Genomic DNA, 25419 nt, shown 5'->3' on the forward strand with positions numbered 1-25419 from the left:
AACGCCGATTCCGATCGCGTAAGATCACGTCTGTTCACGGGCTTGTGATCGCCTCTACGGAACGGAATCCGCGATTCCTATGTTGGAAGGGCGCAAGGATGTTGAACCTGTCGGAAGAGGCGACCGACAAAAAGTAAGCGACAGGGAAGGCGGCAGGAGACTTCCATGAACCACTCGATCTACAGCGCGGATCGGACGACCCACCTGAAGATTGTGGTCGTTGCACTCGTAGCGGGTGTGGTTGTGGCCGGCCTTGGCATCATGGCGCGTAACAGCGTGGACGAGTACCAGACCGCGCGGGTGATGAAGGCCGGCAAGCCGGTGGCCATCACCTCATCGAACAATTCGCTCGTACGCTAGAGCAGGAGAGGAATTTACGGAATTCACGTGGTTCTTTACAGCCCCCCAAAGGCCACGTGGATATTAAGACCCCCAACTACCCCCAAGTTGACTATCGAAAACGCCCGCTCCCCACGGGCGTTTTCTTTTTATTTGAATCAGCGGTTCGGCGCCGGCGCGCCCGGCGGCACGCTCTCGATCAGCCTGCCGGAAAAGATCGGCGCCGAGGTCGGCGTGCCCGTCGGCGATCCGCCCTCCTGCTCGACGGTGATCGCGTAGGTTGCATCGCCGACCGTGGCGGCATCGTAGGATGACAGCACCGGGCGCTCGGTGAAGTCATCGGCGCCGATCACGCCGAGCGAACGCGGCTGCGGCAGCTTGTCGGAGATCAGCCACAGCTCGAAGCTCTTCCCGGGCTCCGGCGTCGCCCCGACCCGGCGCACCGTGAAGTTCCTGGTGGCGGCATCGACGGTCAGGATGAAGGCCGGAGAGTTGCCGTCCTGCTGCAGCACGGCGACAAATTGCCCCGATGGCGGCGCGGGCGGTGTCTTCACCTCCACGATCTCTGTGCGGGGCTTCGGACGGATGGCGTCAGGCAGGGCATCGGGCCGGTAGACCTGAAGCCCCAGCACCACCAGGAGCGCCGCCGCGATCGCGCTCACCGCCGACGCCACGCCGCGCCAGCGCCTCAGCCGGCTCGTGAGTCGGACGACCCGGCCGTCATCGACGACCGGTGCCTGCTGGATAGGTGCCGCCTCGACGACTCTGGGCTCGATCGGCGGGGGCGGAGGGGACGGCGCTTCCGGCGGCAGTGCCATCGGCGCCTGCGGCGCGGACGACTGCGCGATCGCGCTTTTGATGTTCTCCCACACGATCGGCCGCGGCTCGACCAGGCCCACCATCTGGTTGAGCGGGCCGAGCCTGAATTCCCAGGCCTGCACCAGGGCGGTGAACTCCTTGTCCATCGCCATCATGGTCTCAACCTGCGCGCGCTCCTCCGCATCGAGCGTGCCGAGCGCATACTCGGCGGCGAGCGCGATATGGTCCTCGTTATGGGCCATCACGTGATATCGGGGCCTTCAAACCCCAAGCCTTCAAACCCCAAGACACTCCCTGATCTCCAGCAGGCTGCGGCGCAGCCATGTCTTCACCGTGTTCACCGGCGTCTCGAACTTGACGGCGAGCTGCTCGCGGCTCCAGCCGTTGTAATAGGCGAGCAGCACGAGCTTCTGCCGGTCCGGCTCCAGACGGCCGACGCATTCCAACAGCCGGCGCAGCTCCTCCGTCATCTCGCGTCGCGCCAGCGGATCTGGCGTCTCGGCCGCGACCTCCATCGCCGCTGGCTCTTCCTCCAGCGAGATTTCGCCCTTCTTGCGGACCAGGTCGATGGCGCGGTTGCGGGCAATGGATGCCATCCAGGTGATCGGCGACGCCAGCGCCGGGTCGAATTGTCCCGCGCTGTTCCAGATCTTGACGTAAGTATCCTGAATGACCTCCTCGGCAAGATCCTGTCGCCGCAAGATACGCAGGACGACCCCGAAGAGTTTCGCCCGTGTGGCCACGTACAATCGCTCGAAAGCGGCCTCATCCCCCTTCGCAACAGCAGCGATCAGCCAGACCAGTTCAGCCGGCGTCAGCATTCAGCATTCCCCAAATCGCGATCCCTGTTCGCCTGATGCCGGGAATTAATCCTATCCTTTCGTAGCATAGTTCGGCAGGCCGCGGTCCACCAGCCGATCGGATTCGGGACCTTTCCATAGCAAAAACCCGGGCTTCGCAGCCCGGGTTCGGTTCCCGTCCAACGTGCGGAGGTTCAGGATTCAGGCGACGCCGAGGCGCGCGCGCATCAAGCCGATCGAGTCCATGTCGGCCTGCTCGCGGGCGCTCTCTTCAGCGCGCTCGCGGGCCTGGTCGCGCTCGTCCAGGAGCTCGACCTTCTTGAGTTCCTCAAAGGCTTCGCCGAGCTGCGCCTTGGCCTCTTCGAGCTGGATGCGCAGTTCATCGGCGGAGCGGGTGAGGTTTTCGCGGCGCTGGATCGCAGCCTTGGCATAGGTCGGATAGGCAAAGTGAGCGGGATCGTTGATCCCGGCCCGCTCCTGCTCGACCTGAATCTCGCGTTCAAGCTCCACCGACATGCGGTGGAAATCGGCGATCATGCCTTCGATCTGGGTGACCCTGCGGCGCTTCTCGTCGACCTGAAACTTCTTCAGGCGGATCAGCGTGTCACGTGACTTCATCGACTCATACTCCCCAGAAGTCCCGATTTTGAACGCGGGACAAGGCCGGCTCCCCCTGGGCCCCGCCGGCGCAGTTAATGACGTGCCGCGGATGATGGCCCGACAAAGTTAGCGTTCCGTTTCCAAATTCGAGAGGATTTGCGCCAGTTGCCGGTAGCCGTCGGCCAAACTGACCGACTCGCCCTTGGCCTGGCGCAGGAAGGCCTCCAAAGGCTCATGCAGGCGGATTGCCTCGTCCACTTCCGGGCTGGAACCTGCCCGGTAGGCGCCAAGCCGGATCAACTCATCCATATCGGCATATGTCGCCATCACCTGCCGCGCCCTGGTGATAACGGGGAGAAATGCCGGATCGGCCGAACGCGGCATCGTGCGGGACACCGATTTGAGAATGTTGATCGCAGGATAGCGCCCGCGCTCGGCGATCGAGCGCTGCATCACGATATGACCATCGAGGATGCCGCGCACGGCATCGGCGATCGGCTCATTGTGGTCGTCGCCATCGACCAGCACCGTGAAGATCGCGGTGATGGCGCCGACCCCGGTCCCCGGCCCTGCCCGCTCCAGAAGCTTCGGCAGTTCGGTGAACACGGTCGGCGTGTAGCCCTTGGCTGTTGGCGGCTCGCCGGCGGACAGGCCGATCTCGCGCTGCGCCATGGCAAAGCGCGTCACCGAATCCATCAGGCACAGCACCTCTTTGTCCTCATCGCGAAAATACTCCGCGATCGCGAGCGTGAGATAGGCGGCCTGCCGCCGCATCAAGGCCGGCTCGTCGGAGGTCGCGACCACGACCACCGAGCGCGCCAGGCCCTCCTCGCCGAGGTCTTCCTGGAGGAATTCCTGCACCTCGCGGCCGCGTTCGCCGATCAGCCCGATCACCGAAATGTCGGCATCGACGTTCTGCGCCAGCATCGACAGCAGCACCGACTTGCCGACGCCGGAACCGGCGAAGATGCCGAGCCGTTGGCCGCGGCAGCAGGTCAGGAACGTGTTGAGCGCGCGGATGCCGAGATCAAGCGGGCTGCCGACCCGCTTGCGCGAATGCGCCGGCGGCGGTGAGTTGCGGAAGGGTACGGGAGAGGCGCCCTGCGACAGCGGACCCTTGCCGTCGATCGGCTCGCCCATCGCGTTAACGACGCGGCCGAGCCAGGCCGGCGACGGCCGCACGAAGCCGGCGGCATTGGCGATGACAGCACGGCAGCCACGCCTGACGCCTTCGAGACCACCGAACGGCATCACCACCGCGTTGCTGCCGGAGAAGCCGATCACCTCCGCCGGGATGAAGCGATTGCCGCCAACGTCGATCACGATGCGGGCGCCGACCGACATCGCATGGATAGGGCCTGCGATCTCCACCATGAGCCCGCGGACGCCGACCACGCGGCCATAAATATTGACGCCGTCGATGTCGCCAATCTGTTCCGCGAGCGCCTTCATTGCGAAAACCTTAAGTTTCGCCGATTTCTGCGCATCCGCTTAACTTCGTGTTTACCCGCATCATTAATCATTACGTCACTGTCTTTGGGTGACTGAGGTCGCTTGCCTGTTCAGAAGAAGGGCGAGTCGCAAGAGTCGGTTAGTCCGGCCTCTTAATGTGGAGCTTGAACGAGAACGGATGAGAAAAGCTACTTCCACGCAATATCTTAGGGCGATTCGAAAAAAATTGCACCGCGGACCTTGCGAACGGGAATCAGTTTTTGTTAACCATGTCTCGTCAGGATCCGAATCAGTTGTGCAAAGGCGTTTTGTGAGTGCCGCAAGTGCGGCCGACCTGACGCCCAGGAGCGGCGACTAAAGGGGACTGGCATGCGCGTTTTGCTGATAGAAGATGACAGCGCCGTCGCGCAGTCGATCGAATTGATGCTCAAATCCGAGAGTTTCAACGTCTATACGACGGACCTCGGAGAAGAAGGCGTTGATCTCGGCAAACTCTATGACTACGACATCATTCTTCTCGACCTGAACCTGCCCGACATGTCCGGCTACGACGTGCTGAAGCAGCTCCGGGTCTCCAAGATCAAAACCCCCATTCTGATCCTCTCCGGCCTCGCCGGCATCGAGGACAAGGTCAAAGGTCTCGGCGTCGGCGCCGACGACTACATGACCAAGCCCTTCCACAAGGACGAGCTGGTCGCGCGCATCCACGCCATCGTGCGCCGCTCCAAGGGCCATGCCCAGTCCGTCATCCAGACCGGCGACCTCGTGGTTAATCTCGACACCAAGACGGTGGAAGTCGGCGGCCAGCGCGTGCATCTGACCGGCAAGGAATACCAGATGCTGGAGCTGCTCTCGCTGCGCAAGGGCACCACGCTGACGAAGGAAATGTTCCTGAACCACCTCTATGGCGGCATGGACGAGCCGGAATTGAAGATCATCGACGTCTTCATCTGCAAGCTGCGCAAGAAGCTCGCCAACGCCTCCGAAGGCCGCAACTTCATCGAGACCGTGTGGGGCCGCGGCTACGTGCTGCGCGAGCCGCACGAGGCCGACGAACGCATCCCGGCCTGATTACCCCGATCTCGCTGCTCCGACGAAAACCCCGCCGAAATGGCGGGGTTTCTGTTTTGCACCAATCCGGATTGCCAAGGTTCAATCACCTCATATTTGAGCCTGGCGGGAACGATCTAAACTTCTGCTACGATGAACCGAACTGGGCTGATGGAGTTTGCGACACATGTCGAACTTCGATCTGGCACTGTCGGTCGGCCTTGGCATCGGCCTGGCCGCCGCAACCGGCTTCCGGCTATTCCTGCCACTGCTGATCCTGAGCGTGGCCGCCTACACCGGACATGCGAACCTGAATGAGGGCTTTGCATGGCTCGGCACACCCGCCGCGATCATCATGCTTGGCACCGCGGCCATAGCCGAGATCGCCGCATTCTACATTCCCGGTGTGGACAACCTGCTCGACACCGTGGCGACGCCCGCTGCCGTCGTCGCGGGGACGATCATTTCCGCCGCTGTGATGACCGACGTACCGCCGATGCTGAAATGGACGGCGGCCGTTATCGCGGGCGGCGGCATTGCCGGCATCACGCAAGGTTTGACCGCGGTGCTCAGGGCAAAATCGACCGTCTTCACTGGCGGCCTAGGAAATTCTGTCGTGGCAACCACCGAACTCGGAAGCGCCTCGCTGATCTCACTTCTGGCCCTGGCCGCGCCGCTCGCCGCGCTCGCGCTGGTCGTGCTGTTTTTCTGGCTCGCCTTCCGCCCGCTTCGGGGATCGGCTCGGCGATCGCACCAGCCGAACGAACCATGAGAGGTCACACGTCTGGTTGTGACCTTCGTCAATCGGCTCAAGCGAGGCTCACGACGAAATCATAGCGGCCGATCTTGCCGTCGGACGCGTCGTCGATGCGCATCAGCAAGCGGCGGTCGAAGATGCCGTCGCGGCTGTTGGCACGTGCATCGTCCGGGAAGTAAAGCTGCGTGGTGAGGACCCGCTGACCCGGCGCCGCGATCTTGACGTGGAAGTGGCGTGTGCGCCCGGGATACATGCCCGGCACGACGGTCTCGAAAACATATCGTCCCTGCGCATCCGTGACCTGGTATCCGCGCAGCTTATAGCCGGTATTGTCGTAGGCGCCGCGCGCGTCGGCGTGCCAGAGATCGACGACCGCGTTCGCGACAGGTTGGCAGCGCCTGTCGATGACAAAGCCGGTCAACGTGATGGCCTCGCCCGCTGCATCAGCCCGAAAGTTGCGCTTCAGGGGTGTGCGCGGCGTGTAGAATGGCCCTTCGGTTTGCGAAACTGTGGGCGCGTTGTCGGCACCACATGATGGCGTTTCGGGCAGCAGTTGTGCTTGTGCCGGATCGGGCTGCCACAGCTCCGAAGCGGCAATGCCGAGCGAGGTTGCGGCCAGCCAGCGACCGATGGCCTGACGCCGCGTCAACAGATGATCTTTCATCAGGGATTGCCGACCTGTTTCCATGGGCACCACCGAGATGCGATTGAACCGGCCGTTGTCATCCGGCGACCAACGGATCGTGCAATTCTGTTGTCGGACGAATCGGGGCACGCTCGGCAAGGCCAGCATTCGGTTTTGCGTCGCCGCGCCGAAACAATGATACGGCGCGTTGAATGATCCTGCAATCGCTTGCCGGGCTTCCGGCTTTCCTGGTCTATTTCTGCACGGCGCTGGTCGCCGTCATGGCCTATCTCTTAGCCTATACCCGCGTCACCGCGCATAACGAATTCGAGCTCATCCGCGAGAACAATACGGCGGCTGCCATCGCGCTGGGCTTGAGCCTGTGCGGCTTCGTGCTGCCGGTGGTGAGCGCGATCGCGCATTCCGCCAACGTCATCGATTGCCTGATCTGGAGCGTGGTCGCGCTGATCGTCCAGATCATCGTCTATTTCATCGTCAAGGTCCCCGTACCGAACCTGTCGGGACGGATCGCCGACGGCGAGCTCGCACCTGCGATCTGGCTCGGGCTCTCCTCGCTCGCCGCCGGCGCCCTCAACGCCGCCTCCATGATCTACTGACCTCACCTGACCCAAATCTACTGACCAATGGCGACAAACCCGTCCAAAGAGTTCGGAACGCGAAAGCCGGCCCCTGTGCCGCCGCGCCCGCCGACCAAACGTTCGGCCGAGATCGTCCTGATCCTGATGGGCACGCTGGCGGTCGGCGTCACCGCCTATTCGCTGATGCCAAGCGAGGATTGCGTGCGGTCGCCGAACGACCCGGCACCATCGCTGCTGCAGAGCAACAACGCCGAATGCCGGCAGCGCGGATCTTCGTCCTCCAGCAGCCACGGCTCCAGCGGCGGTTCGCGCTACTCCGGCAGCGACTCCTCCTCGAGCCATTCGGCCTCAGGCGCATCCGATTCAGGATCGAACCATGTCAGCCGCGGCGGCTTCGGCTCGTTCGCACACGCCTTCGGCTTCTCCGGTGGTTGAGAACAGCATATGCTTCGCACATCGCCGTGAGATGCGCGCTTTTGCTTGCCTTGGCATCGGTCAGTGTTGGAGACTGGCGTCACACCGCAAACGGCGGAAGACAGGACTGCCGTCATGAAACGCTCGCGCCGCGTCGTACTGACTCTGATGGGAAGTGCGGCGGTCGGCGCCGTCTCGATGGGGCTGGTACCGCGCACCAATTGCGGCCCCGGTAACACGGCCATGCCCCGCCCCGGTGGCAAACCCGATTGCGGCCCGGTCTACGGTGGATTCGGCGGCACGCCACGCCGCTTCCAGGACCATGCCGAGGGTGACTTCGACCCATCGTATGGCGGCAGCTGATATCCCATGCGCCGCATCCCTTGTGCCGAGCGCGACGACTGGCGGGCGACCGCCGAGCGCGCCGGATTCAGTTTCCACAGCGTCGACGGCGAACGCTACTGGGACGAACGCGCCTATTACGCCTTCACGCTGGACGAGATCGAGCGCGGGATCGAGGAGCCGACCGGCGAGATCGATGCGATGTGCCTCGAACTGGTCGGTCGCGCCATCGAAGACGAAACATATCTGCGCCGATTGAAGATCCCGGAAGCGTTCTGGCCGCTGATCGCGGAAAGCTGGCGCCGCAACGAGGGCAGCCTCTATGGCCGGCTCGATCTCAGCTTCGACTGGCGCGGATCGGCAAAGCTCCTGGAGTACAACGCCGACACGCCGACCTCGATCTTCGAAGCGGCGGTGTTCCAATGGACCTGGCTCGAGCAGGCGATCGAGCGCAACATCATCCCGAAGCGGGCCGACCAGTACAATTCGATCCACGAGCGGCTGATCGACGCCTGGAAGAAACTGGCATCCGGCGGACACCTGCATCTTGCCGGCATGACCGGCAATACCGAGGACGCCGCAACGCTGGCCTATCTGGAGGACACCGCGTCGCAGGCCGGCCTTGCGACCACGCTGCTCGATATCGAAGACATCGGCCTTACCGAGGACGGCCGCTTTGTCGACCTGGATAACCGCGCAATCGAGCTCGCATTCAAGCTCTATCCCTGGGAATGGATGTTCCGCGACAGCTTCGGCGCCAGGCTCGCGAGCGCTCCGACGCGCTGGATCGAGCCGCCGTGGAAGGCGATCCTTTCCAACAAGGGCATCCTGCCACTGCTATGGGAGATGTATCCGAACCATCCCAATCTGCTGCCGGCCTATTTCGAGGATGATCCGAACGCGCAAGCGCTCGGCAGTTCGTTCGTCCGCAAGCCGATCTATTCGCGCGAGGGCGCCAATGTCGCGCTGGTCAGCGCCGGCACCACGCTGGTCGAGCAGGAAGGCCCCTACGGCGCGGAAGGCTTCATTCGCCAGGCGCTGGCGCCGCTACCGAATTTCGCGGGGCAATATCCGGTGATCGGGAGCTGGCTGATCGATCACACCCCATGCGGACTGTCGATCCGCGAGGACGAGAATCCGATCACGGGCAACACGTCGCGCTTTTTGCCGCACGCGATCCTTTGACAGTGCGGCTCCTGCGTCATTGCGAGCGAAGCGAAGCAATCCATGCCTCCGCTAGCGGTGAGATGGATTGCTTCGCTACGCTCGCAATGACGGCCAAGGGCGATGGAGTTGTAGGATGGGTAGAGCGGCGCGAAACCCATTATTGGCGCCGCGTTCTCGTCGCGATGGGTTTCGCTCCGCTCTACCCATCCTACGGGAGCAACGCCGTTACCGCGCGGCGGAAGCGACCGCCTTTAGCCCGATCGGCGCGCCGGCGCGCGCGACCGGCGCGGTGCCCAGGCAATAGAGACCGCGGCGGTCCGGATAGGGCTTAAAGACGCTGGTGATGCCAACCACGGATTCGGCCGCCCCCAGCGCCAGCACGCCGTCAGGCTCGAGCATTTTCGCAAGCCGCGCGAAGATGTCCGTCTTCGTCTCCTGGTCGAAATAGATCAGCACGTTGCGGCAGAAGATCACGTCGAACATGCCGAGATGGGAAAAGTCCTGCAGCAGGTTGAGCTGGCGATGCTGCACCATGGCGCGGATATCGGCATTGAGCTGCCAGAACTCGCCGATCTGCGTGAAGTATTTCACCAAGAACTGGATAGGCAGGCCGCGCTGCACCTCGAACTGGCTGAAGATGCCGGCCTTGGATTTTTCCAGGACCGCCTGCGACAGGTCGGTCGCGACGATCTCGGTGCGCCAGCCCGCGAGCGCCGCGCCCACTTCCTTCAGGCACATCGCAATCGAGTAAGGCTCCTGCCCGGTCGACGATGCCGCGCACCAGATGCGCAGCGAACGCCGCGCGGCGCGCGCCTGGATCAGCGCCGGCAGCACCGCCTGCCTCAGATGATCGAACGGAATCTTGTCGCGGAAAAAGAAAGTCTCGTTGGTGGTCATCGCCTCGACCACTTCCGATGTCAGCGCCTCGGCGCCGCCGCCCTTCATCTTCTGCACCAGTTCCGGAATGCCGGCCAACCCCCACTTGCGCGCGAGCGGCACCAGCCGACTCTCGACCAGATATTGCTTGTCGGACGACAGGTCGAGGCCGGACCGCTCCTTCAAGAGCTTGCGCAGATAGTCATAATCCAACGGCGTCACGAACGATCTCCCGCAAACAACCGGTTAAGCTTCGGTCCGATCTCCTTGAGCGGCAGCACGGCCGCGCAGATACCCGCATTCGCCGCCGCGCCCGGCATGCCCCACACGACACTGGTCGCCTCGTCCTGGGCAATCACGCTGCCGCCGGCGGCGGCGATATCCTTGCCGCCGCGCATGCCGTCCGACCCCATGCCGGTCAGGATCACCGACATGATGCCGCCCTGCCAGACATCGATCGCGGACATGAACATGGGATCAACCGCGGGCTTGCAGAAATTCACCGGTGGCCCGTCATCGAGTGCGATCGCGATCTCGGCACCGCGGCGCGCAACGCGCATGTGGCGGCCGCCCGGCGCGAGATAGATCTGGCCGGCCTTGACGATCTCGCCGTCAACAGCCTCATGCGCCGGCCGGCGGCTAGCACGCGCGAGATGCTCGGCCAGGATCGTGGTGAAGGTCGGCGGCATGTGCTGGGTGATCAGCACCGGAAAGCGGTCGATCACCGGTCCGATCTCGGCGACCAGCGCCATCAGCGCCTGCGGACCACCTGTCGACGAACCGATCAAGAGCACCTTCGGCGCCAGCATGCCGAAGGGGCGGCGCACCAATGCCTGCTGCGAAGTCGCCGGGCGGATCGCGGCTTCGCGCGCCTTGTCCTGCACCGGGGCTATTGCCGGGCTTGCGGCGACGGGCGCCGCGCGCCGGCGCACCTTGGCACCGAGATGGCGGATCTTCTGGATCAGGTCGTGCCGGAAGGTTTCGGCGGCGCCCGCCTCGCGCGTGCTCTCCGGCTTGGGGATGTAATCGGCCGCGCCGAGCGACAGCGCCTTCAGGCTGATCTCTGCGTTGCGACGGGTCAGCGTCGAGGCCATGATGATGACGAGGTCGCGCTTCTTGGCGAGCAGCTTCGGCAGCGCCGAGATGCCGTCGAGCTCCGGCATTTCGATGTCGAGCACGGCGACATCGGGATTGACGCGCTCGAGCTGATTGACGGCGTCGAGACCGGTGCGGAAAGAGGCCGTCACCTCCATGTCGGATTCCGCGCCGATCCAGCGCGAGATCATGCCGCGGATGACGACGGAGTCGTCGACCACCATCACCCGCAACGGTTCCTCCCGCGTCGAAGTCCGGGACGGGGCATTTGTCAACGCAACACTCATCACTTCACCAACGGCTCAACGGCACGCCTTCTCCGGATCATGCTCTCATGCCGATGGCTTTCAGCCGCCGGATCGAACACGACACTCAGATCAGGCCGACCTCCTGGAACTTCGCGGTGACGATGTCCCGGTCGAACGGCTTCATGATGTATTCGTTGGCGCCGGCATGCAGCGCACGGGCGATATGCGCGACATCGTTCTCGGTGGTGCAGAACACCACCTTGGGCTGATCGCCGCCGGGCATGCGGCGCAGATTGCCCAGGAATTCGTAGCCATCCATCACCGGCATGTTCCAATCGAGCAACACGGCGGCGGGCATGGCGCGCTTGCAGGCTTCAAGCGCCTTCTCGCCATCCTCGGCTTCGACAATCTGGAAATCCAGGCCTTCCAGGATGCGACGCGCGACCTTGCGAATGACGCTGGAGTCATCGACGACAAGACAGGTTCTCATGTTGGGCCTCTACTTCCTCATCCCGCAAGGGACGTTTCCGTTTCAGTTCTTCAATAGGCGTGCCCGCCTGGAGCGCGATGACTAGGCCGCCTTCGCATCCGGCATCAGTTCGAGCACGCGGTCGACATCGAGGACGACCATAAGCTGGCCGTCGAGGCGATGGACGCCGCCGGCGAGCTTGGCCATCCGCGGGTCGAGGTTGACCGGATTCTCTTCGCGGCTGTCATCGGGCAGCCGCAGCACCTCGCCGATCTGATCGATCAAGAGGCCATAGGATTCGCCGCGGAGATCAACGCCGACCGCCATCGGCGGCTTGCCATCGTCGTTCTTCGGCAGGCCGAGCCGCGCGCGCATATCGACCACGGTGACGATGCGACCGCGCAGGTTGAGCACGCCAGCGATCTCGCTGGAGGACAGCGGCACACGCGTCAGCCGCTCCGGCATGAACACGTCCTGCACGCGTGAGATCGGCAGGCCGAACAGTTGCCCGCCGATCACGGCGGTGACGTATTCGGCCATGGTGCCTTCGATGGTGTCGGTCTTGCTGGTCATCGTTTCAATTCCTTGTGCCCGACTCAACTATGCCGCTTTCCTGATCTCGGCGGTCTGTTCCTTCAACGCCGCGATCAGGCCGGGACGGTCGAATTTGGCCACGTAATCATGGAAGCCGGCTTGCCGCCCGCGCTCGATCGCGGCTGGCGAGACCATCGCCGACAGCGCGATGATCGGAACGCTACTCAAATGCTGATCGGAGCGGATGCTCTCGGCGAACTCGAAGCCGTTCATCTCGGGCATCTCGATGTCGGTCAGCACCACGTCGAACGCCTGTCCCGAACGCAGCGCGGCCAGCCCTTCCTGTGCGTTCGGCGCGGTACGCACCTTGTAGCCGGCGGCCTTCAGGACCGGGGCCAGCATGTTGCGGAAGAACGCGCTGTCGTCGACCAGAAGCACCGATTGCGCGTTGGAGGACGGCCGCATCTCCTTGCGGCTGAACCAGTCGGAGAAGGCCATCGGCAGGAAGTGGCCGACGTCGATCACTTCGGTCGCCTGGCCCTTGATCACGGCAGAGCCGAGAATGCCATCCTGCGAGCCCGCGACCTCGATGTGCAGCCGCTCCTCCACGATGTCGATGATCTCGTCCACCACGAGCCCCATCGAGCGGCCGTCGTCGGCGAACACCAGGATCGGCTGCGAGCCGGAGCTCTGCACATTGACATCAGCCATCTGCACCAGCGGCATCAACTGATCGCGGTACTGCACCATGTAGCGGCCGTTGGAGAGCTCGATCTTGTCGGTGGCGATCTCCTCCAGGCGCGTGACGAGGCCGAGCGGCACCGCCTTCGGCTGGCTGGTGCCGGCACGGAACACCAGGAGCGAGGTGAGCTGCTCGCCGCTGACATGGGCCGCGGCGTTGTCGTCCGCCATCTCATGGGCGGCTGAGCCGGCAGCGCCGAGCGCCTTGGCGATGCCGTTGGGGTCGATGATCATGATGACAGCGCCATCACCGAGGATGGTGTTGCCGGAGAACATGTCGATGTGACGCAGCTTGGTCGACATCGGCTTGACCACGATTTCCTCGGTGTGGAACACGCCGTCGACCACGATGCCGAAAGTCTGGCTGCCGACCTGCGTCACCACGATGAAGCCGTTCTCGGGATCGCTCGACGAACCGTCATCGATCCTGAGCAGCTTCTTCAGATGCATCAGCGGCAAGAGCTTGTTGCGCAGGCGCAGCACGGCGGTGTCCTTGATGCGCTCGATGCGGTGCTCGGAATTGGCCCGCGCGCGAACCAGTTCAACGACCGAGAGCTGGGGGATCGCAAAGCGGTCGCCGGCTGCTTCTACGATCAGCGCGGACACGATGGCGAGCGTCAGCGGGATCTTGATGGTGACGGAGCAGCCCTCGCCCGCGACCGACTTGATGTCGATGGTGCCGCCGATCTGGTCGATATTGGTGCGCACCACGTCCATGCCGACGCCGCGGCCGGAAACCGAAGTGACTTGCGCAGCGGTCGAGAAGCCCGGCGCGAAGATGAACTTGTGGATCTGCGCTTCCGTCATCTTCTCCAGCTCAGCCTCGGTGACGAGGCCGTTGGCCAGAGCTTTCGCCTTGATCCGGTCGGTGTTGAGGCCGCGGCCGTTGTCGGCGATGCAGATGATGATGTGGCCGCCCTCGTGATAGGCGGAGAGACGAATGGTGCCCTGCTCCGGCTTGCCGGCCGCCGCGCGCTCGGCCGTGGTCTCCAGACCATGGTCGGCGGAGTTGCGTACCATATGCGTCAGGGGATCCTTGATCAGATCGAGCACCTGGCGGTCGAGCTCGGTGTCGGCGCCGTGCATCTCCAGTTCGATCTGCTTGCCGAGTTCGCCCGAGAGGTCGCGCACGATGCGCGGCAGCTTCTGCCACGCATTGCCGATCGGCTGCATGCGCGTCTTCATGACGCCTTCCTGCAGCTCGGCGGTGACGTTCGAGAGACGCTGCAACGGCACCTTGAACTCGGTGTCCTCGTTGCGGCGGGAGATCTCCAGGAGCTGGTTGCGGGTCAGCACCAGCTCGGAGACCATGGTCATCAGGTGCTCCAGCGTATCCACGTTGACGCGGATCGACTGGTTGGCGACCTTGTCGGACTCGTGCATGTCGCCTTCGGCGGCGGCCGTCTTCCTCGGCGCCTTCTTCTCCTTGGCAACCTCTGCGGCCGGCTCATGCGCGGCGGGCTTGGCCGCGGGCGCGGCAGCCGGTGCGGGCGGCGTCACTTCGGTGGCGGTTTCGCGGAACGCGCGCTCGAGCTCGTCGAGCGAGACTTCACCGGGGCGCAGTGGACGTTCGAGCGTCTGAACCACCAGCGTGCCCTCCGTCGCCGCGGGCTGCAGCGGCGGCGCGGCCACGATAGGCGCCGCTACCTCAGCAGCAGGCTCGCCGCCGGCCTCCGCCGCCATCGATTCGAAACTGCGCTCGGCCATCTTGTGCAGCTTGACGATGAGGTCTTCGTCCGATCCTTCCGGCTCGGCTTCGGTTGCCTCCAGTCCTGCGAGGATCTCCTTGATGCGGTCGATGCTCGACAGGATCAGCGTCACCGCTTCCGCCGTGACCGGCATGCCGTCGCGGAATTTGCCCATCAAGGTCTCGCCGGCATGCGCCAGCGCTTCCAGTCGCGGAAGCCCCAGGAAGCCGCAGGTACCCTTGATGGTGTGTACCAGGCGAAAAATGTTATCGAGAATCTTCGCGTTGTTCGGCTCTTGCTCGAACTTCACCAACTGATTGTCGACCGTATCCAGGCTTTCGCTGGTCTCGGTCAGAAACTCTCGCATCAAATCGTCCATGAACCTGGCCTTCGTACGCAGCGGCACGCGACATCGACGCGCCTTACGGAACTTGGACCAGCTTCCATGCAAAGCGTTTAAGTTTGGTTGAGTATGTGGAAAAGAACGGGATCAACAAAGAGATAAGAAGAAAAGATCGAAATCAACGGCAAGTTGCAAACAATTGGTTAACGCTATGGCCGCCGTCGCGGCGCGCGGCGTACTCGCTTCGCGCCTCCGATCGCGCTCTACGTCGTTGTTTGCGCATGATCTCTTGAGCGCCTGCGCGCCAGGAGATCATGCAGCAATCGTCAGGACGCGCTGACCACCACGGTCTCGCCCTCGAGGGCGAGCTTGACGGTCAATCCGCAGGCCTGCGCCAACAGCCTCGTGTAATAGGGCTGCACTGCATGGGCATCGACCGCGGCGGAGGTGCTGCCGAGAATATCCACGATGTTCTGCGGCACGCGGGCGTTCAGCCCGGCCGAGGTGATGCGAAAGCTCATCGTCTCGCCCTCGCCGACCGGATCGATCGTCAGCGTGCCGCCGCGCGGAATCGTCTGCTGCGCGATCACGAGCATATTCAGGAGCAGCTTGACGCGGTTCTTGGGCAAGAGCAGCCGCGGCAGATTCCAGGTCAGCGTCACCTTGCCGTCCTCGATATGCCCCTTCGCCATGGCCTGGGCGTCGCCGAGATCGATCTGCGCGCCGGCCGACCCGGCGGCACCGAAGGCAAGCCGGCAGAACTGCAGGCGGGCAGATGCGGTCTTGGCGCTCTTGCGGATCAGGTCGAGTGCAAAATCGCGGTCCTCGGGTTTCGGATTGTCGTCGATGACCTCAAGGCCATTGACGATCGCGCCGACAGGACTGATGAGATCGTGGCAGACCCGCGAGCATAGCAGCGCCGCCAGTTCGAGGGCATCGGGAGCGGGACCGAGAGACGAAGTGCCAGACATGAAGTGTTCCTGGAATGCCGCGATACACGCGGACGGGAGCGAATCACGCATGCTTTTGGGTTTGATACACTGGGGAAGCGCATGCTGCCAGCTTGCGGCGGAAGTGAGATGGGAACACTAGATCATGATCCGATTGGACCGAATCGGATCATGATCTCATCTTTCTGTTTGAGCATGATCTTTTCGGAAAACCGGTTTCCACTTTTCCGGATCATGCTCTAGCCGATGAGAACCGCTTATGAATGAGGCATGCCCGCCCCGGATCGACGGCAATGCCGCGGCCGCGCTGATCGAACCGTTGACGGAGCTGGTGATCCGGGCCGGCGAGGCCATCCTTGCAGTCAATCGCAGCGCCATGAAGGTTGAGGGCAAGAGCGACGGCTCGCCGGTGACCGAGGCCGATCTCGCAGCCGACCGCATCATTGCCGAGGGCTTGGCGCGGCTTGCGCCAAACGTGCCGTCGCTCTCCGAGGAGCGCACGCGTCTGGCAAGGCCGCCGTACAAAGACAGCTTCTTCCTGGTCGATCCGCTCGACGGCACCAAGGAATTCGTCGCCGGCCGCAACGAGTTCACGGTCAACCTCGCCCTGGTGACCGAAGGGACGCCGCTGCTTGGCGTCGTCGGGGCCCCGGCCCTGGGCGTGATCTGGCGCGGCATTGTCGGCCGCGGCGCCGAGCGGCTGATCGTTCGCGATGGCGGGCCACCGGTTGTCGAGCCGATTCGCACCCGCCCTCGCCCGCCGCGCGGAACCCCCTGGACCGTGGCGGTCAGCCGCTCCCATGGCGATGCGCGCACGGAGGCCTTTATCGCCGCGCGGGACGGCGCGGTGCGGGCCGAACTCGGCTCCGCGGTGAAGTTCGGACGAGTGGCCGAAGGCAAGGTCGATATCTATCCCCGCCTTGCACCGACCTCCGAATGGGACGTCGCGGCCGGCCATGCCGTGGTCACCGCTGCCGGCGGCAAGATCACGGATTCGCAGGGAGCGGCGCTGCATTTCGGCCTGCGGGACGATTTTATCGTGCCGGAGTTCATTGCCTGGGGCGATCCCGCCGTTGCGCCTTAGAACTTGTTTTGTCGAGGGCGCTACTGCGCCAGCGTCTGCTCCAGCTCCGGCCAGCGGGCGGTGGCGTCTTTCAGGAAGCGTCCGGGATCGGCGACAAAGGCGTCCCGGTTGTCCTCCCGGCCGAACAGGTAGAGCCGCTGCCCGGCCACCGCCCAGAATCGTGGATTGCCGGCATAGGTGACGCCACGGCCGAGATCGACCGGGTCGTAGCCTCCGAATTGCGGACCGTAGATTTCCGGATGGGCGACAAAGGAGGCGCGGTTGCCTTCATTGCGGAAGCGCCAGACCGCGCCTGCCTGCGCAGCCTCAAAGTCCGGCAAGCCCTCAACGGCTGCGGCATCGGTAAAATATGCCACCGGGTCGAATCCTTCGATGGCGAGGCCGGAATAGTGATTGACCACCACCCGCTCGGTTGTAGCGGCCCGGACTGCCGAATCAATGCCGATCAAAGCTAAAAGGCCGACGGCGAAGCTGAAAAAGGCTATTCCGGGGCGTCGGCGGTATATTTCCTGCCGTTGTACCGTCATAGTTGATATCGATAACATTGGAGTCGAGGGGACACTGGGCGCAAGCTAGAGCCGACCTTGTTGGCGTCAGGTTAAGGCGGCGACCAGAATTTCGATCGCAGGGGTTCTTTATGAGTTTCGCATCACGCTTTGCCGCGGCAGCGCTCGCTGCGCTGATGTGCTGGATTGCGCCGGTTGCCGCCCAGCAGGCCCCGCCGCAATACCCGCCGCCGCAACGTGAGCCCAGTCCGAGCACCTATGGGCCGGACGAACTGGTTGCCGCCGGCCACAAATTCTTCGGTAACGTCTCACGCGGGCTTGCCTCCGTCATCGAACGCGCGGTCAGCCAATGGGGCCTGCCCAATGGCTACGTGCTCGGCGAAGAAGGTTCCGGCGCTTTCGTCGCCGGCCTGCGCTATGGGGAAGGCACGCTCTACACCAAGAACGCGGGCGACCTGCGGGTCTATTGGCAGGGGCCCTCGGTCGGCTTCGACTGGGGCGGCGATGGCGCCCGCACCATGACGCTGGTCTACAACCTGCCCTCCACGCAAGCGATCTACCAGCGCTTCGTCGGCATCGACGGCTCGGCCTATATCGTCGGCGGTTTCGGCATGACCGCGCTGACGGCCAACAATATCGTACTGGTGCCGATCCGTTCCGGCATCGGGCTCAGGCTTGGCGCCAATGTCGGCTACCTGAAATATACCCCGCGTGCGACCTGGAACCCGTTCTGACCCCGCCGTTAACGCCTTAACGTGAATCCCTCACCGCGGACAGGCATTTGGCTGGCGTTTTGCCGGCCGCCCGTGGCATTGTGATTAACGATTTATTATCGCGGGAGTAACCCATTCATGGTCGAACCGATCATGTATCTGGCGATCGGTTTTCTGGTCTCGATGCTGTGCGGTCTGATGATCGTGCCGCTGGTGCATAACCGGGCGGTGCGGCTGACGACCCGGCGTATCGAGGCCGCAACCCCGCTGTCGATGGCCGAGATCCAGGCGGACAAGGACCAGTTGCGCGCGGAATTCGCGATGTCGGCGCGGCGGCTCGAGATGAGCGTCGAGCAGCTCAAGAGCAAGACCACGAGCCAGTTGGCCGAACTCGGCAAGAAGACCGACGCGATCAACCGCATGAAGATCGAGCTCGGCGAGAAGAACGCCGCGATCTTCGCCCTCGAGGCGCGCGAAAAGGCGATGAAGGGTCAGTCCCGCGCCACCGAAGAGGAGTTCGCCGCCAAGACCGAGCAGTTGCGCGCCGCCGAGCAGGCGCTGGCGAACAAGCAGAACGAGCTCGGCAAGATCAATGCCGACCTGAACGACCGCTCGATGGCGGCGGACAGCCGCCAGATCGAGCTGATCTCCGTCCGCACCCAGATCGAGGAATTGAAGGACCGGGTCAGCGACGCTGAAAGAGACTTCGCCGCCACCCAGGCCCGCCTGGCCGAGGAACGCAGCGCATCTGAGGCCGCGACCCGCGAGCTCGCGGACGCGCGGAGCCGGGCCGAGAGTCTGAACCAGCGCGTCACCGACCTCGACCGTCAATTGAGCGTCCAGGTCAACGAAGCCCAGATACTCGGCAACCGCGTCAACCAACTGGAGGGGCGGCTTGCGACCCAGGGCAAGCTCTTGGCCGAACGGGAATTCGAGAACAACCAGCTCCGGCAGGCCAGTGAGGCAGCCGAGCGCACCGTGAAGGAACTGCGCGCGGCGATGAATGGCGGCAAATCGCCCGCCCTCGAGAAGCTGAAAAGCGAGAAGGCCACTCTGGAAGAACAGCTCCGCATCGCCCGCGACGAGCGGTCAAAGCTGCAGCGCGACATCAACGCGATCCAGGAGCAGGCGGAGAACTCCTGGGCGACCGAGCGCATGGAGAACGCGCTGCTGCGCGAGCGCATCAACGACATTGCCGCCGAGGTGGCAAAGCTGGCGATCCAGCTCGAAGGGCCGGATTCGCCGATCGAGGCTATGCTAGCCGCAGAGCCGGCGGTGCCGGCCAAGGGGGGACCGAAGGCGAGACCGAAAGCCGCCAATGGCGTGCCCGCCGCAAGCGGCCTGCCCGAAGGCGGCGGAACGCTCGCCGAACGCATCCGGGCGCTGCAATCCCACGCTTCCCGCGCCCGTCAGCAGGGGGCATAAGGCTCTTTCACGCTTTGGGGTCGGCTTTGGCTTGACACCCCGCCCCTGCCCTTCGTAAATCGCGGGCTCCGGCCGTAAGGCCATTTCCGATCGGATGCCGTTTCCGGCCTCCGGCCGCGACGAGATCCCGGACGCATAGCTCAGCGGGAGAGCGTTCCCTTCACACGGGAGAGGTCCAAGGTTCGATCCCTTGTGCGTCCACCATTAATTCCATAGATTCAATGACTTAGCGGCTTAACTCTCTGACGGGTACCCCAAAAGAGCTAGGGCACAATAGGGGCACGTCGGTATGAGTTCAGCCGACAGGCAGTTCGGGAAAGATCTTGTCGAGCGTGATCGGAAAGTCGCGGACACGCACAGCGGTAGCGTTATAGATCGCGTTTGCGACTGCAGCTCCCGCCCCACAGTTGCCGAGCTCGCCGATGCCCTTGGCGCCCAGCGGATTGCCCTTGTCGTCCTCCTCGGGAAGGAAGATGGCTTCGACGCTTGGAATATCGGCATGCACGGGAACGTGGTACTCGGCGAGATCGTGGTTGACGAAATGGCCGTGGCGAGGATCGAGCACGGTCTGTTCCATCAGCGCCGCCCCGACGCCCCAGATCATGCCGCCGATCATTTGCGAACGCGCCGTCTTCGGATTGAGGATGCGACCGGCGGCGAAGACGCCAAGCATGCGCCGCAGCCGTGGTTCGCCCGTGTCGATATCGACCGCGACCTCGGCAAAATGCGCGCCGAACGCATGCTGGGAATAGGTGCGATAGGTTTCGCCGCGGGCCGCAGAGCCCTCGGCCGCTAATCCGTTCGGCGCGATCCGGGCCAGAAGATTGCCGAGGCTCTCCGAGCGTGAGCCGAGGTGGAGTTTTCCCCCCTCGAAACGAGCTTCCGAAATGTTCGCGCCACGCAAGGGCGAACGCTCATGCGATGCGGCTGCCGAGGCGATCTGCTCCCGGAGTATCAGGCAGGCATTGTGGACCGCCGTGCTCGAACTCGATGCGCCCCAGGAGCCACCCGAACCGGCGGTGCGTGGCAGGCTGCTGTCGCCGAGCTCGACCTTGACGGCCGCGAGCGGCACGCCCAGCCGCTCGGCCGCAACCTGCGCCAGGATCGTATAAGTGCCGGTACCGATATCGGTCATGTCAGCCTGCACCGTGACTTGCCCCCGCGCATCGATGGCGACACGAGCCGAGCCCGGACCGAGATAATTGGCGCGGATCGCGGCTGCCATGCCATAGCCGATCAGCTTGCGGCCTTCCCGACGGCTGCCCGGCTTCACCGGGCGGTCGCGCCAGCCGAAGCGCTCGGCCCCGTCGCGCATGCACGCGATCAGGTTTCGGCTGGAGAAGGCCACGTTGCGCTCCGGATCGCGCTCCGGCTCGTTGCGGATGCGCAAGTCGATCGGATCGAGGCCGAGCTGTTCGGCGAGTTCGTCCATTGCGCATTCAAGCGCGAGCAGGCCAGATGCTTCGCCGGGTGCCCGCATCCATTCTCCACGATTGGTGTCGAGACGTACGAGGCGGTGCGTCGTACGCCGGTTCGCTGCTGCGTAGAGCGCTCGCGTCGGCACCGCGCTCTGCTCAGCGAACTCCTCGAAACGAGATGTCGAAGAGGTGACCTCATGCTCGATCGCGGTCAGGCGGCCGTCGCGGTTCGCGCCGAGCCGGACCCGCTGCTTCATTGCCGCGCGATGGCCGGCACTGGCGAACATTTGCCGTCGCGTCAGAGCGACCTTAACCGGCCGGCCGAGAACGCGCGCGGCCAGTGCGGCGCAGACCGTCTCGGGATGAACGATCAGCTTGGAACCGAAGCCGCCGCCGATGAAGGGGCTGATGACCCTGACATTCTGCGGCGAGATGCGCAGCGTATTGGCCAAGCCGGCCTGGATATTCGCCAGCGTCTGCGCCGAAGTATGGACGGTCAGCCGGTCCCCATCCCACTCGGCGATGGCCGCATGCGGTTCCATCGGATTATGGCTCTCGAACGGCGTCGCATAAACGGCGTCGAGCTTGACCGGCGCCTCGGCGAAAGCGCGGTCAAAGTCGCCAAGTGTCGAGTCCGTGGGGAAGCCGGCATTGATACGTTCGGGCCGGTAGATTTCGGCATTCGGCGCTGCGGGGTCGAACGCGCCCGGTTCGCTCGCATAGCGCAGCCTGATCAGCCCCGCTGCCCCTCGCGCTTCCTCGAAGGTCTCGGCGACGACCAGCGCGACCGGCTCATCATGATAGCGGATACCCTCGCTCGCCAGCACCGGGCGGGCCCGCGTGAACACCTCCGGCACAGTTGGCGTGACAGCCGGACCGAAGGCCGATTGGCTCGGTGCGTTCCTGTGCGTCATCACCAGGATGACACCAGGCGCGCGCTCGGCATCGCCGGTATCGATCTCGACGATACGTCCCTTGGCGATGCTCGCACCAAGGATGTAGCCAAAGGCCGGCGCGCGATCGAGCCTGTGCTCGTAGGCGTAGCGCGCCCTCCCCGTAACCTTGAGCGCTCCGTCGATACGGTCCACGGGCTGGCCGATCGGCGCGGCAGCGCCGGGGCGCGATGTCGCCTGAACGATGTAATCTTGAGCCATCGTCTTATGCCTCAAACGTCTTGGACGGTTTCCGCGAGCGTCCGGCGCAGCGTGCGCCGCGCCAGCTCGATCTTGAAGGCGGCATGGCCTTCGGCGCGCGCGCCGGAAAGGGCCGCATCGGCGGCCGCAGCGCAGGTCTCTTCACCCGCCGGCTGTCCGGCAAGAGCCCGCTCGCCTTCGGCAGAGCGCCATGGCTTGGGCGCAACGCCGCCCATTGCGATGCGCGCGCCACGGATGCGTCCGGCGGCGACGTCGACAATTGCCGCGACCGAGACCAGGGCGAAAGCGTAGGACGCGCGGTCGCGGACCTTGCGGTAGAGCTGCCGACCCGGCGGCGGTGGCGGCAAGATCACAGCGGTGATCATCTCGCCAGCGGCGAGCGTGGTCTCGATGTGCGGCGTCGTTCCCGGCAGACGGTGCAGTTCTCGAAGCGGAAAGACCCGTGTGCGGCCGTCGGATTGTATCGTCTCGATCCGCGCATCGAGCGCGGTCATGGCCACCGCCATGTCGGATGGGTGGACGGCCATGCAGGCCTCGCTGGCGCCGAGGATCGCGTGAAGCCGGTTGAAGCCGCCGCGCGCGCTGCAGCCCGAGCCGGGGTCGCGCTTGTTGCAGGGCATGCCGCGTTCATAGAAATACGGGCAGCGCGTACGTTGCAGCAGGTTGCCGGCGGTACTGGCCTTGTTGCGCAACTGGGCGGAGGCACCCGAAAGGAGCGCCTGCGAAAGCAATGGATAGCGGGTTCTCACCCGCATGTCGGCCGCGAGTTCGCTATTGGGAACCTGTGCCCCGATACGCAGGCCGCCTTCCGGCGTCTCCTCGATCAAGCGCAGTGGCAGGCGGCTGATATCGACGAGATGTATCGGCTGCTCGATCTCCAGCTTCATCAGATCGATGAGATTGGTGCCGCCGGCGATGAATTTGATACCGGGACGCGCGGCCACCGCGGCGGCCGCCTCGCGCAGGCCGGATGCGCGCTCATAGGTGAACGGCTTCATCGTTCAGGTCCTCTCGGCGACATCGCGAATGGCCGCGACGATGTTGGGATAGGCGGCGCAACGGCAGAGATTGCCGCTCATGCGCTCGCGAATTTCGGCATCGCTCAGCGTGGTCTGTGCAACGAGATCGTCCGTGACATGGCTCGGCCAGCCGTCCCTGGCTTCGTTCAGCATGCCGACGGCCGAGCAGATCTGGCCCGGCGTGCAATAGCCGCACTGGAAGCCGTCGCGCGCGATGAACGCAGCTTGCATTGGATGCAGCGCCTCGCCCCGGGCCAGTGCCTCGATCGTCGTGATCTCGTCGCCTTGATGCATGACCGCGAGCGTCAAGCAGGAGTTAACTCGCCTGCCGTTGATCAGGACCGTACAGGCGCCGCACTGACCATGGTCGCAGCCCTTTTTGGACCCGGTCAGACCAAGCTGGTGGCGCAGCGCATCGAGCAGCGTGGTGCGCGGATCGAGTTCGACTGAAGTCAGGCTGGCGTTGATGATCAGACTTACGGGGATTCTCGTCGTTCCGGCTGCAGCCTCGACAAGACTGCTAGACTGAGCAAGCGCCGGCACAGCGTCGGCGATCCCAACAGTGAGCAGCGCCGTCGCTGCCGCGGCCCCCTGAATCACACTCCTTCGTGTCGGCCCATCATCGGTCGGGCGTCGGTCCTTGCAGTCGGCCATGTCGAGCTCGCTCCCTTGCGCATCCCGTGCTTGCTCGAGGCAAGATAGGTGCGCCGCTTCGGGCGTTCTTTCACGATTCCGACGCTCTTGCAGGATTCAGGAAAAAAGCTGTTGCCGGTAGGCTCGGGGCGTCATCCCTCGCTCGCGTTTGAATGCCGTGGTGAAATGGCTCTGGCTGGAGAAGCCTAGTCTGGCCGCGATCAGCGCAAGTTCGTGGTCGGAATCCGCAAGAAGCTGCTCGGCGCGACGAATCCGCCGCGCGATCACAAAGGCATAGGGAGCCATTCCGGTCGCCGTCCTGAAGCGCCGCGCGAAGGAATCGATCTCCATGTCTGCGATCGCCGCGAGATCGCTCAGCCTGATCTCCCCGCCGAGGTGCTCCTCGATATACGCCTCAATCCTGCGGAGCGTCGCCTTGCCAAGCGCGCCATGTGTACTTGGACGGGGTTTGCCACCGTCGAGCGCCATGATCCGATGCATCGCAATGGCGGCGAGATGCTCGACATAAGCAGTGTCCGGCTTGCTGCCGAATGCAACGTCGTTATGCAGCGCCGTCAGCAGCGCGGCGATAACCGCATCGGCGCGATTGACCAATATTGGCAACGTCTCCGCCGAACGCTCGCATCCGAACCGAGCGTGATCGAGCCAAAGGGCGGAGTAGACGAGATCCGGCTCGCAATAACTGCCGGAGCGCTCGACACCTGCGGGGATGAAAGAGAGCGCGCCCGGCCTGTCTCGGCCATCATAGACGAGTTCGCCGGAGCACGAAATCCGCGTTCGCGCGGTCTTGCCTGTATGGGTCAGCACGATCAGATGCGAGGGCGCCGTCCAGGTTAATTCTGCGTCCCGGCAGGACCAGCGGCGGTGGTCGAAGACGATTGCGCCATCAAGCCATGAACACGTATCCGGTGACTCCGATCGGATCTCATCTGTGATCCGGAGTTCACCCTCTCCGATCATCGGGGTCAAAGCCATGGCATGCACCTTTCCTTGATCAACTCAATTCGCTTGACCTCATCGAAACGGCCCAAATGAATTCGGGCACTTCCGCATACGAATTTGAGATCTCGCTCGGACGTCAAACAGTCGCCCTCCGTCACGAGGCGTGAAATAGCTGTGCTATTTGCGCCATACGTCAGATCAAGGGGCGTCGTCGAGGTAGACGCATTCCGCAACACGAAGACGAGCAGCCAGCTTATCCGAAATGCGGATCTGCAAGAAAACGGTCCCTCCCGTGTGGCGTAGTCTTCATCGCTCTCGGCTGATGAGCCCCTCGAGCTTTCGGGAACTACCCTGCGAGAAACAGCATCGATCGCATCGCACATACAGCGCTCCTGCTTCGTTGAACAGGCGCACGATGGGGTCTGGTTGTCGCAGAACTTTGCCGACCGTTACCGGCAATTGTCGCGATCTGTCTCAGGAACGCTCCATTGCATAGTTAGCGACAAGTTGGAGTCGTCTTTCGCTGATGCTTCTGTCCGCTCCTCTTCAATCCCCTTGCTTTCAATGCGGCTTCGCGGAACTGCATCAATCCCTAA

Annotated in this window: 26 protein-coding genes and 1 tRNA gene; 11 read left to right on the top strand and 16 right to left on the bottom strand. The window is 63.8% G+C overall.

The annotated features are described in order from the left end of the window. The first annotated feature begins 165 nt into the window (after positions 1 to 165). The gene (locus tag OZ411_RS11795) at positions 166 to 360 is read left to right on the top strand and encodes a hypothetical protein (RefSeq protein ID WP_028162105.1); all 195 of its coding nucleotides are present in this window, start codon (positions 166 to 168) and stop codon (positions 358 to 360) included. A gap of 137 nt (positions 361 to 497) precedes the next feature. Here OZ411_RS11795 and OZ411_RS11800 read toward each other — a convergent pair whose 3' ends face one another. From OZ411_RS11800 to fliI, 4 genes are all read right to left on the bottom strand, one after another. Further along, the gene (locus tag OZ411_RS11800) at positions 498 to 1400 is read right to left on the bottom strand and encodes an anti-sigma factor (protein WP_282528075.1); all 903 of its coding nucleotides are present in this window, start codon (positions 1398 to 1400) and stop codon (positions 498 to 500) included. Positions 1401 to 1433: 33 nt separating this feature from the next. Next, positions 1434 to 1979, bottom strand: a complete 546-nt coding sequence (locus OZ411_RS11805) for a sigma-70 family RNA polymerase sigma factor (RefSeq protein ID WP_282528076.1) — start codon at positions 1977 to 1979, stop codon at positions 1434 to 1436. 180 nt (positions 1980 to 2159) lie between these two features. After that, positions 2160 to 2576: a flagellar export protein FliJ gene (gene fliJ, locus OZ411_RS11810; protein WP_028162102.1), complete on the bottom strand. Its 417-nt coding sequence runs from the start codon at positions 2574 to 2576 to the stop codon at positions 2160 to 2162. Between the two features lie 108 nt (positions 2577 to 2684). Beyond that, positions 2685 to 4010, bottom strand: coding sequence for a flagellar protein export ATPase FliI (gene fliI / locus OZ411_RS11815; RefSeq protein ID WP_282528077.1), 1326 nt, complete (start codon positions 4008 to 4010; stop codon positions 2685 to 2687). 369 nt (positions 4011 to 4379) lie between these two features. On the opposite strand from fliI, the gene ctrA reads away from it, so the two are divergent. Together ctrA and OZ411_RS11825 are read left to right on the top strand one after the other, a co-directional pair. Next, positions 4380 to 5081 (top strand): response regulator transcription factor CtrA, encoded by a 702-nt coding sequence (gene ctrA, locus OZ411_RS11820; protein WP_016848562.1) that lies wholly within the window; start codon positions 4380 to 4382, stop codon positions 5079 to 5081. Positions 5082 to 5247: 166 nt separating this feature from the next. After that, entirely contained in the window at positions 5248 to 5832 is a 585-nt protein-coding gene (locus OZ411_RS11825; RefSeq protein ID WP_282528078.1) for a DUF4126 domain-containing protein, read from the top strand. 37 nt (positions 5833 to 5869) lie between these two features. Here the strand turns inward: OZ411_RS11825 and OZ411_RS11830 are convergent, their stop codons facing one another. Further along, the gene (locus tag OZ411_RS11830; protein WP_282528079.1) at positions 5870 to 6610 is read right to left on the bottom strand and encodes an intradiol ring-cleavage dioxygenase; all 741 of its coding nucleotides are present in this window, start codon (positions 6608 to 6610) and stop codon (positions 5870 to 5872) included. 44 nt (positions 6611 to 6654) lie between these two features. Between OZ411_RS11830 and OZ411_RS11835 the strand changes: the two genes are divergently transcribed. The 4 genes from OZ411_RS11835 (at position 6655) to OZ411_RS11850 (ending at position 8982) form a co-directional block, all read left to right on the top strand. Then, the gene (locus OZ411_RS11835) at positions 6655 to 7059 is read left to right on the top strand and encodes a DUF350 domain-containing protein (RefSeq protein ID WP_282528080.1); all 405 of its coding nucleotides are present in this window, start codon (positions 6655 to 6657) and stop codon (positions 7057 to 7059) included. Between the two features lie 75 nt (positions 7060 to 7134). After that, positions 7135 to 7476 carry a hypothetical protein gene (locus tag OZ411_RS11840; protein WP_349017000.1) on the top strand — a complete coding sequence of 114 codons (342 nt, stop codon included), beginning with the start codon at positions 7135 to 7137 and terminating at the stop codon, positions 7474 to 7476. A 63-nt stretch (positions 7477 to 7539) separates the two neighbouring features. Beyond that, positions 7540 to 7818, top strand: a complete 279-nt coding sequence (locus OZ411_RS11845; protein WP_130581072.1) for a hypothetical protein — start codon at positions 7540 to 7542, stop codon at positions 7816 to 7818. Positions 7819 to 7824: 6 nt separating this feature from the next. Next, positions 7825 to 8982, top strand: a complete 1158-nt coding sequence (locus OZ411_RS11850) for a glutathionylspermidine synthase family protein (RefSeq protein WP_282528082.1) — start codon at positions 7825 to 7827, stop codon at positions 8980 to 8982. A gap of 207 nt (positions 8983 to 9189) precedes the next feature. On the opposite strand, the gene OZ411_RS11855 is transcribed toward OZ411_RS11850, so the two are convergent. From OZ411_RS11855 to OZ411_RS11880, 6 genes are all read right to left on the bottom strand, one after another. Then, positions 9190 to 10062: a protein-glutamate O-methyltransferase CheR gene (locus tag OZ411_RS11855; protein ID WP_282528083.1), complete on the bottom strand. Its 873-nt coding sequence runs from the start codon at positions 10060 to 10062 to the stop codon at positions 9190 to 9192. Further along, complete coding sequence (locus OZ411_RS11860; protein ID WP_282528084.1) at positions 10059 to 11222, bottom strand: chemotaxis response regulator protein-glutamate methylesterase; 1164 nt, start codon at positions 11220 to 11222, stop codon at positions 10059 to 10061. The genes OZ411_RS11855 and OZ411_RS11860 overlap by 4 nt, the downstream gene beginning before the upstream one ends. 85 nt (positions 11223 to 11307) lie before the next feature. Beyond that, positions 11308 to 11673 carry a response regulator gene (locus OZ411_RS11865; protein ID WP_028165519.1) on the bottom strand — a complete coding sequence of 122 codons (366 nt, stop codon included), beginning with the start codon at positions 11671 to 11673 and terminating at the stop codon, positions 11308 to 11310. Positions 11674 to 11754: 81 nt separating this feature from the next. Continuing rightward, positions 11755 to 12225 carry a chemotaxis protein CheW gene (locus tag OZ411_RS11870; protein ID WP_027578765.1) on the bottom strand — a complete coding sequence of 157 codons (471 nt, stop codon included), beginning with the start codon at positions 12223 to 12225 and terminating at the stop codon, positions 11755 to 11757. Between the two features lie 27 nt (positions 12226 to 12252). Next, positions 12253 to 14994, bottom strand: coding sequence for a hybrid sensor histidine kinase/response regulator (locus OZ411_RS11875; protein WP_282528085.1), 2742 nt, complete (start codon positions 14992 to 14994; stop codon positions 12253 to 12255). Between the two features lie 290 nt (positions 14995 to 15284). Then, the gene (locus OZ411_RS11880) at positions 15285 to 15929 is read right to left on the bottom strand and encodes a histidine phosphotransferase family protein (RefSeq protein WP_282528086.1); all 645 of its coding nucleotides are present in this window, start codon (positions 15927 to 15929) and stop codon (positions 15285 to 15287) included. A 238-nt stretch (positions 15930 to 16167) separates the two neighbouring features. Here OZ411_RS11880 and cysQ point away from each other — a divergent pair, with 238 nt between their 5' ends. Beyond that, positions 16168 to 16992, top strand: coding sequence for a 3'(2'),5'-bisphosphate nucleotidase CysQ (cysQ, locus tag OZ411_RS11885; protein ID WP_282528087.1), 825 nt, complete (start codon positions 16168 to 16170; stop codon positions 16990 to 16992). 20 nt (positions 16993 to 17012) lie between these two features. Here cysQ and OZ411_RS11890 read toward each other — a convergent pair whose 3' ends face one another. Beyond that, a complete protein-coding gene (locus OZ411_RS11890) occupies positions 17013 to 17519 on the bottom strand; it encodes a YHS domain-containing (seleno)protein (RefSeq protein ID WP_282528088.1) in 507 nt (168 codons plus the stop codon). Positions 17520 to 17629: 110 nt separating this feature from the next. Here OZ411_RS11890 and OZ411_RS11895 point away from each other — a divergent pair, with 110 nt between their 5' ends. The 3 genes from OZ411_RS11895 to OZ411_RS11905 all read left to right on the top strand — a co-directional run bounded on the left by OZ411_RS11895 (position 17630) and on the right by OZ411_RS11905 (position 19840). Further along, complete coding sequence (locus OZ411_RS11895; protein ID WP_130584020.1) at positions 17630 to 18232, top strand: DUF1134 domain-containing protein; 603 nt, start codon at positions 17630 to 17632, stop codon at positions 18230 to 18232. Positions 18233 to 18349: 117 nt separating this feature from the next. Next, positions 18350 to 19636, top strand: a complete 1287-nt coding sequence (locus OZ411_RS11900) for a hypothetical protein (protein WP_282528089.1) — start codon at positions 18350 to 18352, stop codon at positions 19634 to 19636. Between the two features lie 129 nt (positions 19637 to 19765). Further along, positions 19766 to 19840, top strand: a tRNA-Val gene (locus tag OZ411_RS11905). 91 nt (positions 19841 to 19931) lie between these two features. On the opposite strand, the gene OZ411_RS11910 is transcribed toward OZ411_RS11905, so the two are convergent. The 4 genes from OZ411_RS11910 to OZ411_RS11925 all read right to left on the bottom strand — a co-directional run bounded on the left by OZ411_RS11910 (position 19932) and on the right by OZ411_RS11925 (position 24856). Next, a complete protein-coding gene (locus OZ411_RS11910) occupies positions 19932 to 22208 on the bottom strand; it encodes a xanthine dehydrogenase family protein molybdopterin-binding subunit (protein WP_282528090.1) in 2277 nt (758 codons plus the stop codon). 11 nt (positions 22209 to 22219) lie between these two features. Then, complete coding sequence (locus OZ411_RS11915) at positions 22220 to 23206, bottom strand: xanthine dehydrogenase family protein subunit M (protein ID WP_282528091.1); 987 nt, start codon at positions 23204 to 23206, stop codon at positions 22220 to 22222. A 3-nt stretch (positions 23207 to 23209) separates the two neighbouring features. Continuing rightward, the gene (locus OZ411_RS11920) at positions 23210 to 23881 is read right to left on the bottom strand and encodes a 2Fe-2S iron-sulfur cluster-binding protein (RefSeq protein WP_282528092.1); all 672 of its coding nucleotides are present in this window, start codon (positions 23879 to 23881) and stop codon (positions 23210 to 23212) included. 96 nt (positions 23882 to 23977) lie between these two features. Then, positions 23978 to 24856: an AraC family transcriptional regulator gene (locus OZ411_RS11925; protein WP_282528093.1), complete on the bottom strand. Its 879-nt coding sequence runs from the start codon at positions 24854 to 24856 to the stop codon at positions 23978 to 23980. Positions 24857 to 25419 lie beyond the last annotated feature (563 nt).

Source organism: Bradyrhizobium sp. Arg237L, assembly GCF_029990105.1.
In the GTDB taxonomy this organism is placed as follows: Bacteria; Pseudomonadota; Alphaproteobacteria; order Rhizobiales; family Xanthobacteraceae; genus Bradyrhizobium.

Bases quoted from the DNA above. Each gene is read 5' to 3' on its own strand.
- OZ411_RS11865 (WP_028165519.1), bottom strand. From the start codon at position 11,673: ATGAGAACCTGTCTTGTCGTCGATGACTCCAGCGTCATTCGCAAGGTC.
- OZ411_RS11910 (WP_282528090.1), bottom strand. From the start codon at position 22,208: ATGGCTCAAGATTACATCGTTCAGGCGACATCGCGCCCCGGCGCTGCC.
- OZ411_RS11850 (WP_282528082.1), top strand. From the start codon at position 7,825: ATGCGCCGCATCCCTTGTGCCGAGCGCGACGACTGGCGGGCGACCGCC.
- OZ411_RS11925 (WP_282528093.1), bottom strand. From the start codon at position 24,856: ATGGCTTTGACCCCGATGATCGGAGAGGGTGAACTCCGGATCACAGAT.
- OZ411_RS11835 (WP_282528080.1), top strand. From the start codon at position 6,655: ATGATCCTGCAATCGCTTGCCGGGCTTCCGGCTTTCCTGGTCTATTTC.
- cysQ (WP_282528087.1), top strand. From the start codon at position 16,168: ATGAATGAGGCATGCCCGCCCCGGATCGACGGCAATGCCGCGGCCGCG.
- OZ411_RS11875 (WP_282528085.1), bottom strand. From the start codon at position 14,994: ATGGACGATTTGATGCGAGAGTTTCTGACCGAGACCAGCGAAAGCCTG.
- fliJ (WP_028162102.1), bottom strand. From the start codon at position 2,576: ATGAAGTCACGTGACACGCTGATCCGCCTGAAGAAGTTTCAGGTCGAC.
- OZ411_RS11920 (WP_282528092.1), bottom strand. From the start codon at position 23,881: ATGGCCGACTGCAAGGACCGACGCCCGACCGATGATGGGCCGACACGA.
- OZ411_RS11895 (WP_130584020.1), top strand. From the start codon at position 17,630: ATGAGTTTCGCATCACGCTTTGCCGCGGCAGCGCTCGCTGCGCTGATG.
- ctrA (WP_016848562.1), top strand. From the start codon at position 4,380: ATGCGCGTTTTGCTGATAGAAGATGACAGCGCCGTCGCGCAGTCGATC.
- OZ411_RS11805 (WP_282528076.1), bottom strand. From the start codon at position 1,979: ATGCTGACGCCGGCTGAACTGGTCTGGCTGATCGCTGCTGTTGCGAAG.
- OZ411_RS11795 (WP_028162105.1), top strand. From the start codon at position 166: ATGAACCACTCGATCTACAGCGCGGATCGGACGACCCACCTGAAGATT.
- OZ411_RS11870 (WP_027578765.1), bottom strand. From the start codon at position 12,225: ATGACCAGCAAGACCGACACCATCGAAGGCACCATGGCCGAATACGTC.
- OZ411_RS11830 (WP_282528079.1), bottom strand. From the start codon at position 6,610: ATGCTGGCCTTGCCGAGCGTGCCCCGATTCGTCCGACAACAGAATTGC.
- OZ411_RS11880 (WP_282528086.1), bottom strand. From the start codon at position 15,929: ATGTCTGGCACTTCGTCTCTCGGTCCCGCTCCCGATGCCCTCGAACTG.
- OZ411_RS11800 (WP_282528075.1), bottom strand. From the start codon at position 1,400: ATGGCCCATAACGAGGACCATATCGCGCTCGCCGCCGAGTATGCGCTC.
- fliI (WP_282528077.1), bottom strand. From the start codon at position 4,010: ATGAAGGCGCTCGCGGAACAGATTGGCGACATCGACGGCGTCAATATT.
- OZ411_RS11915 (WP_282528091.1), bottom strand. From the start codon at position 23,206: ATGAAGCCGTTCACCTATGAGCGCGCATCCGGCCTGCGCGAGGCGGCC.
- OZ411_RS11900 (WP_282528089.1), top strand. From the start codon at position 18,350: ATGGTCGAACCGATCATGTATCTGGCGATCGGTTTTCTGGTCTCGATG.
- OZ411_RS11860 (WP_282528084.1), bottom strand. From the start codon at position 11,222: ATGAGTGTTGCGTTGACAAATGCCCCGTCCCGGACTTCGACGCGGGAG.
- OZ411_RS11890 (WP_282528088.1), bottom strand. From the start codon at position 17,519: ATGACGGTACAACGGCAGGAAATATACCGCCGACGCCCCGGAATAGCC.
- OZ411_RS11825 (WP_282528078.1), top strand. From the start codon at position 5,248: ATGTCGAACTTCGATCTGGCACTGTCGGTCGGCCTTGGCATCGGCCTG.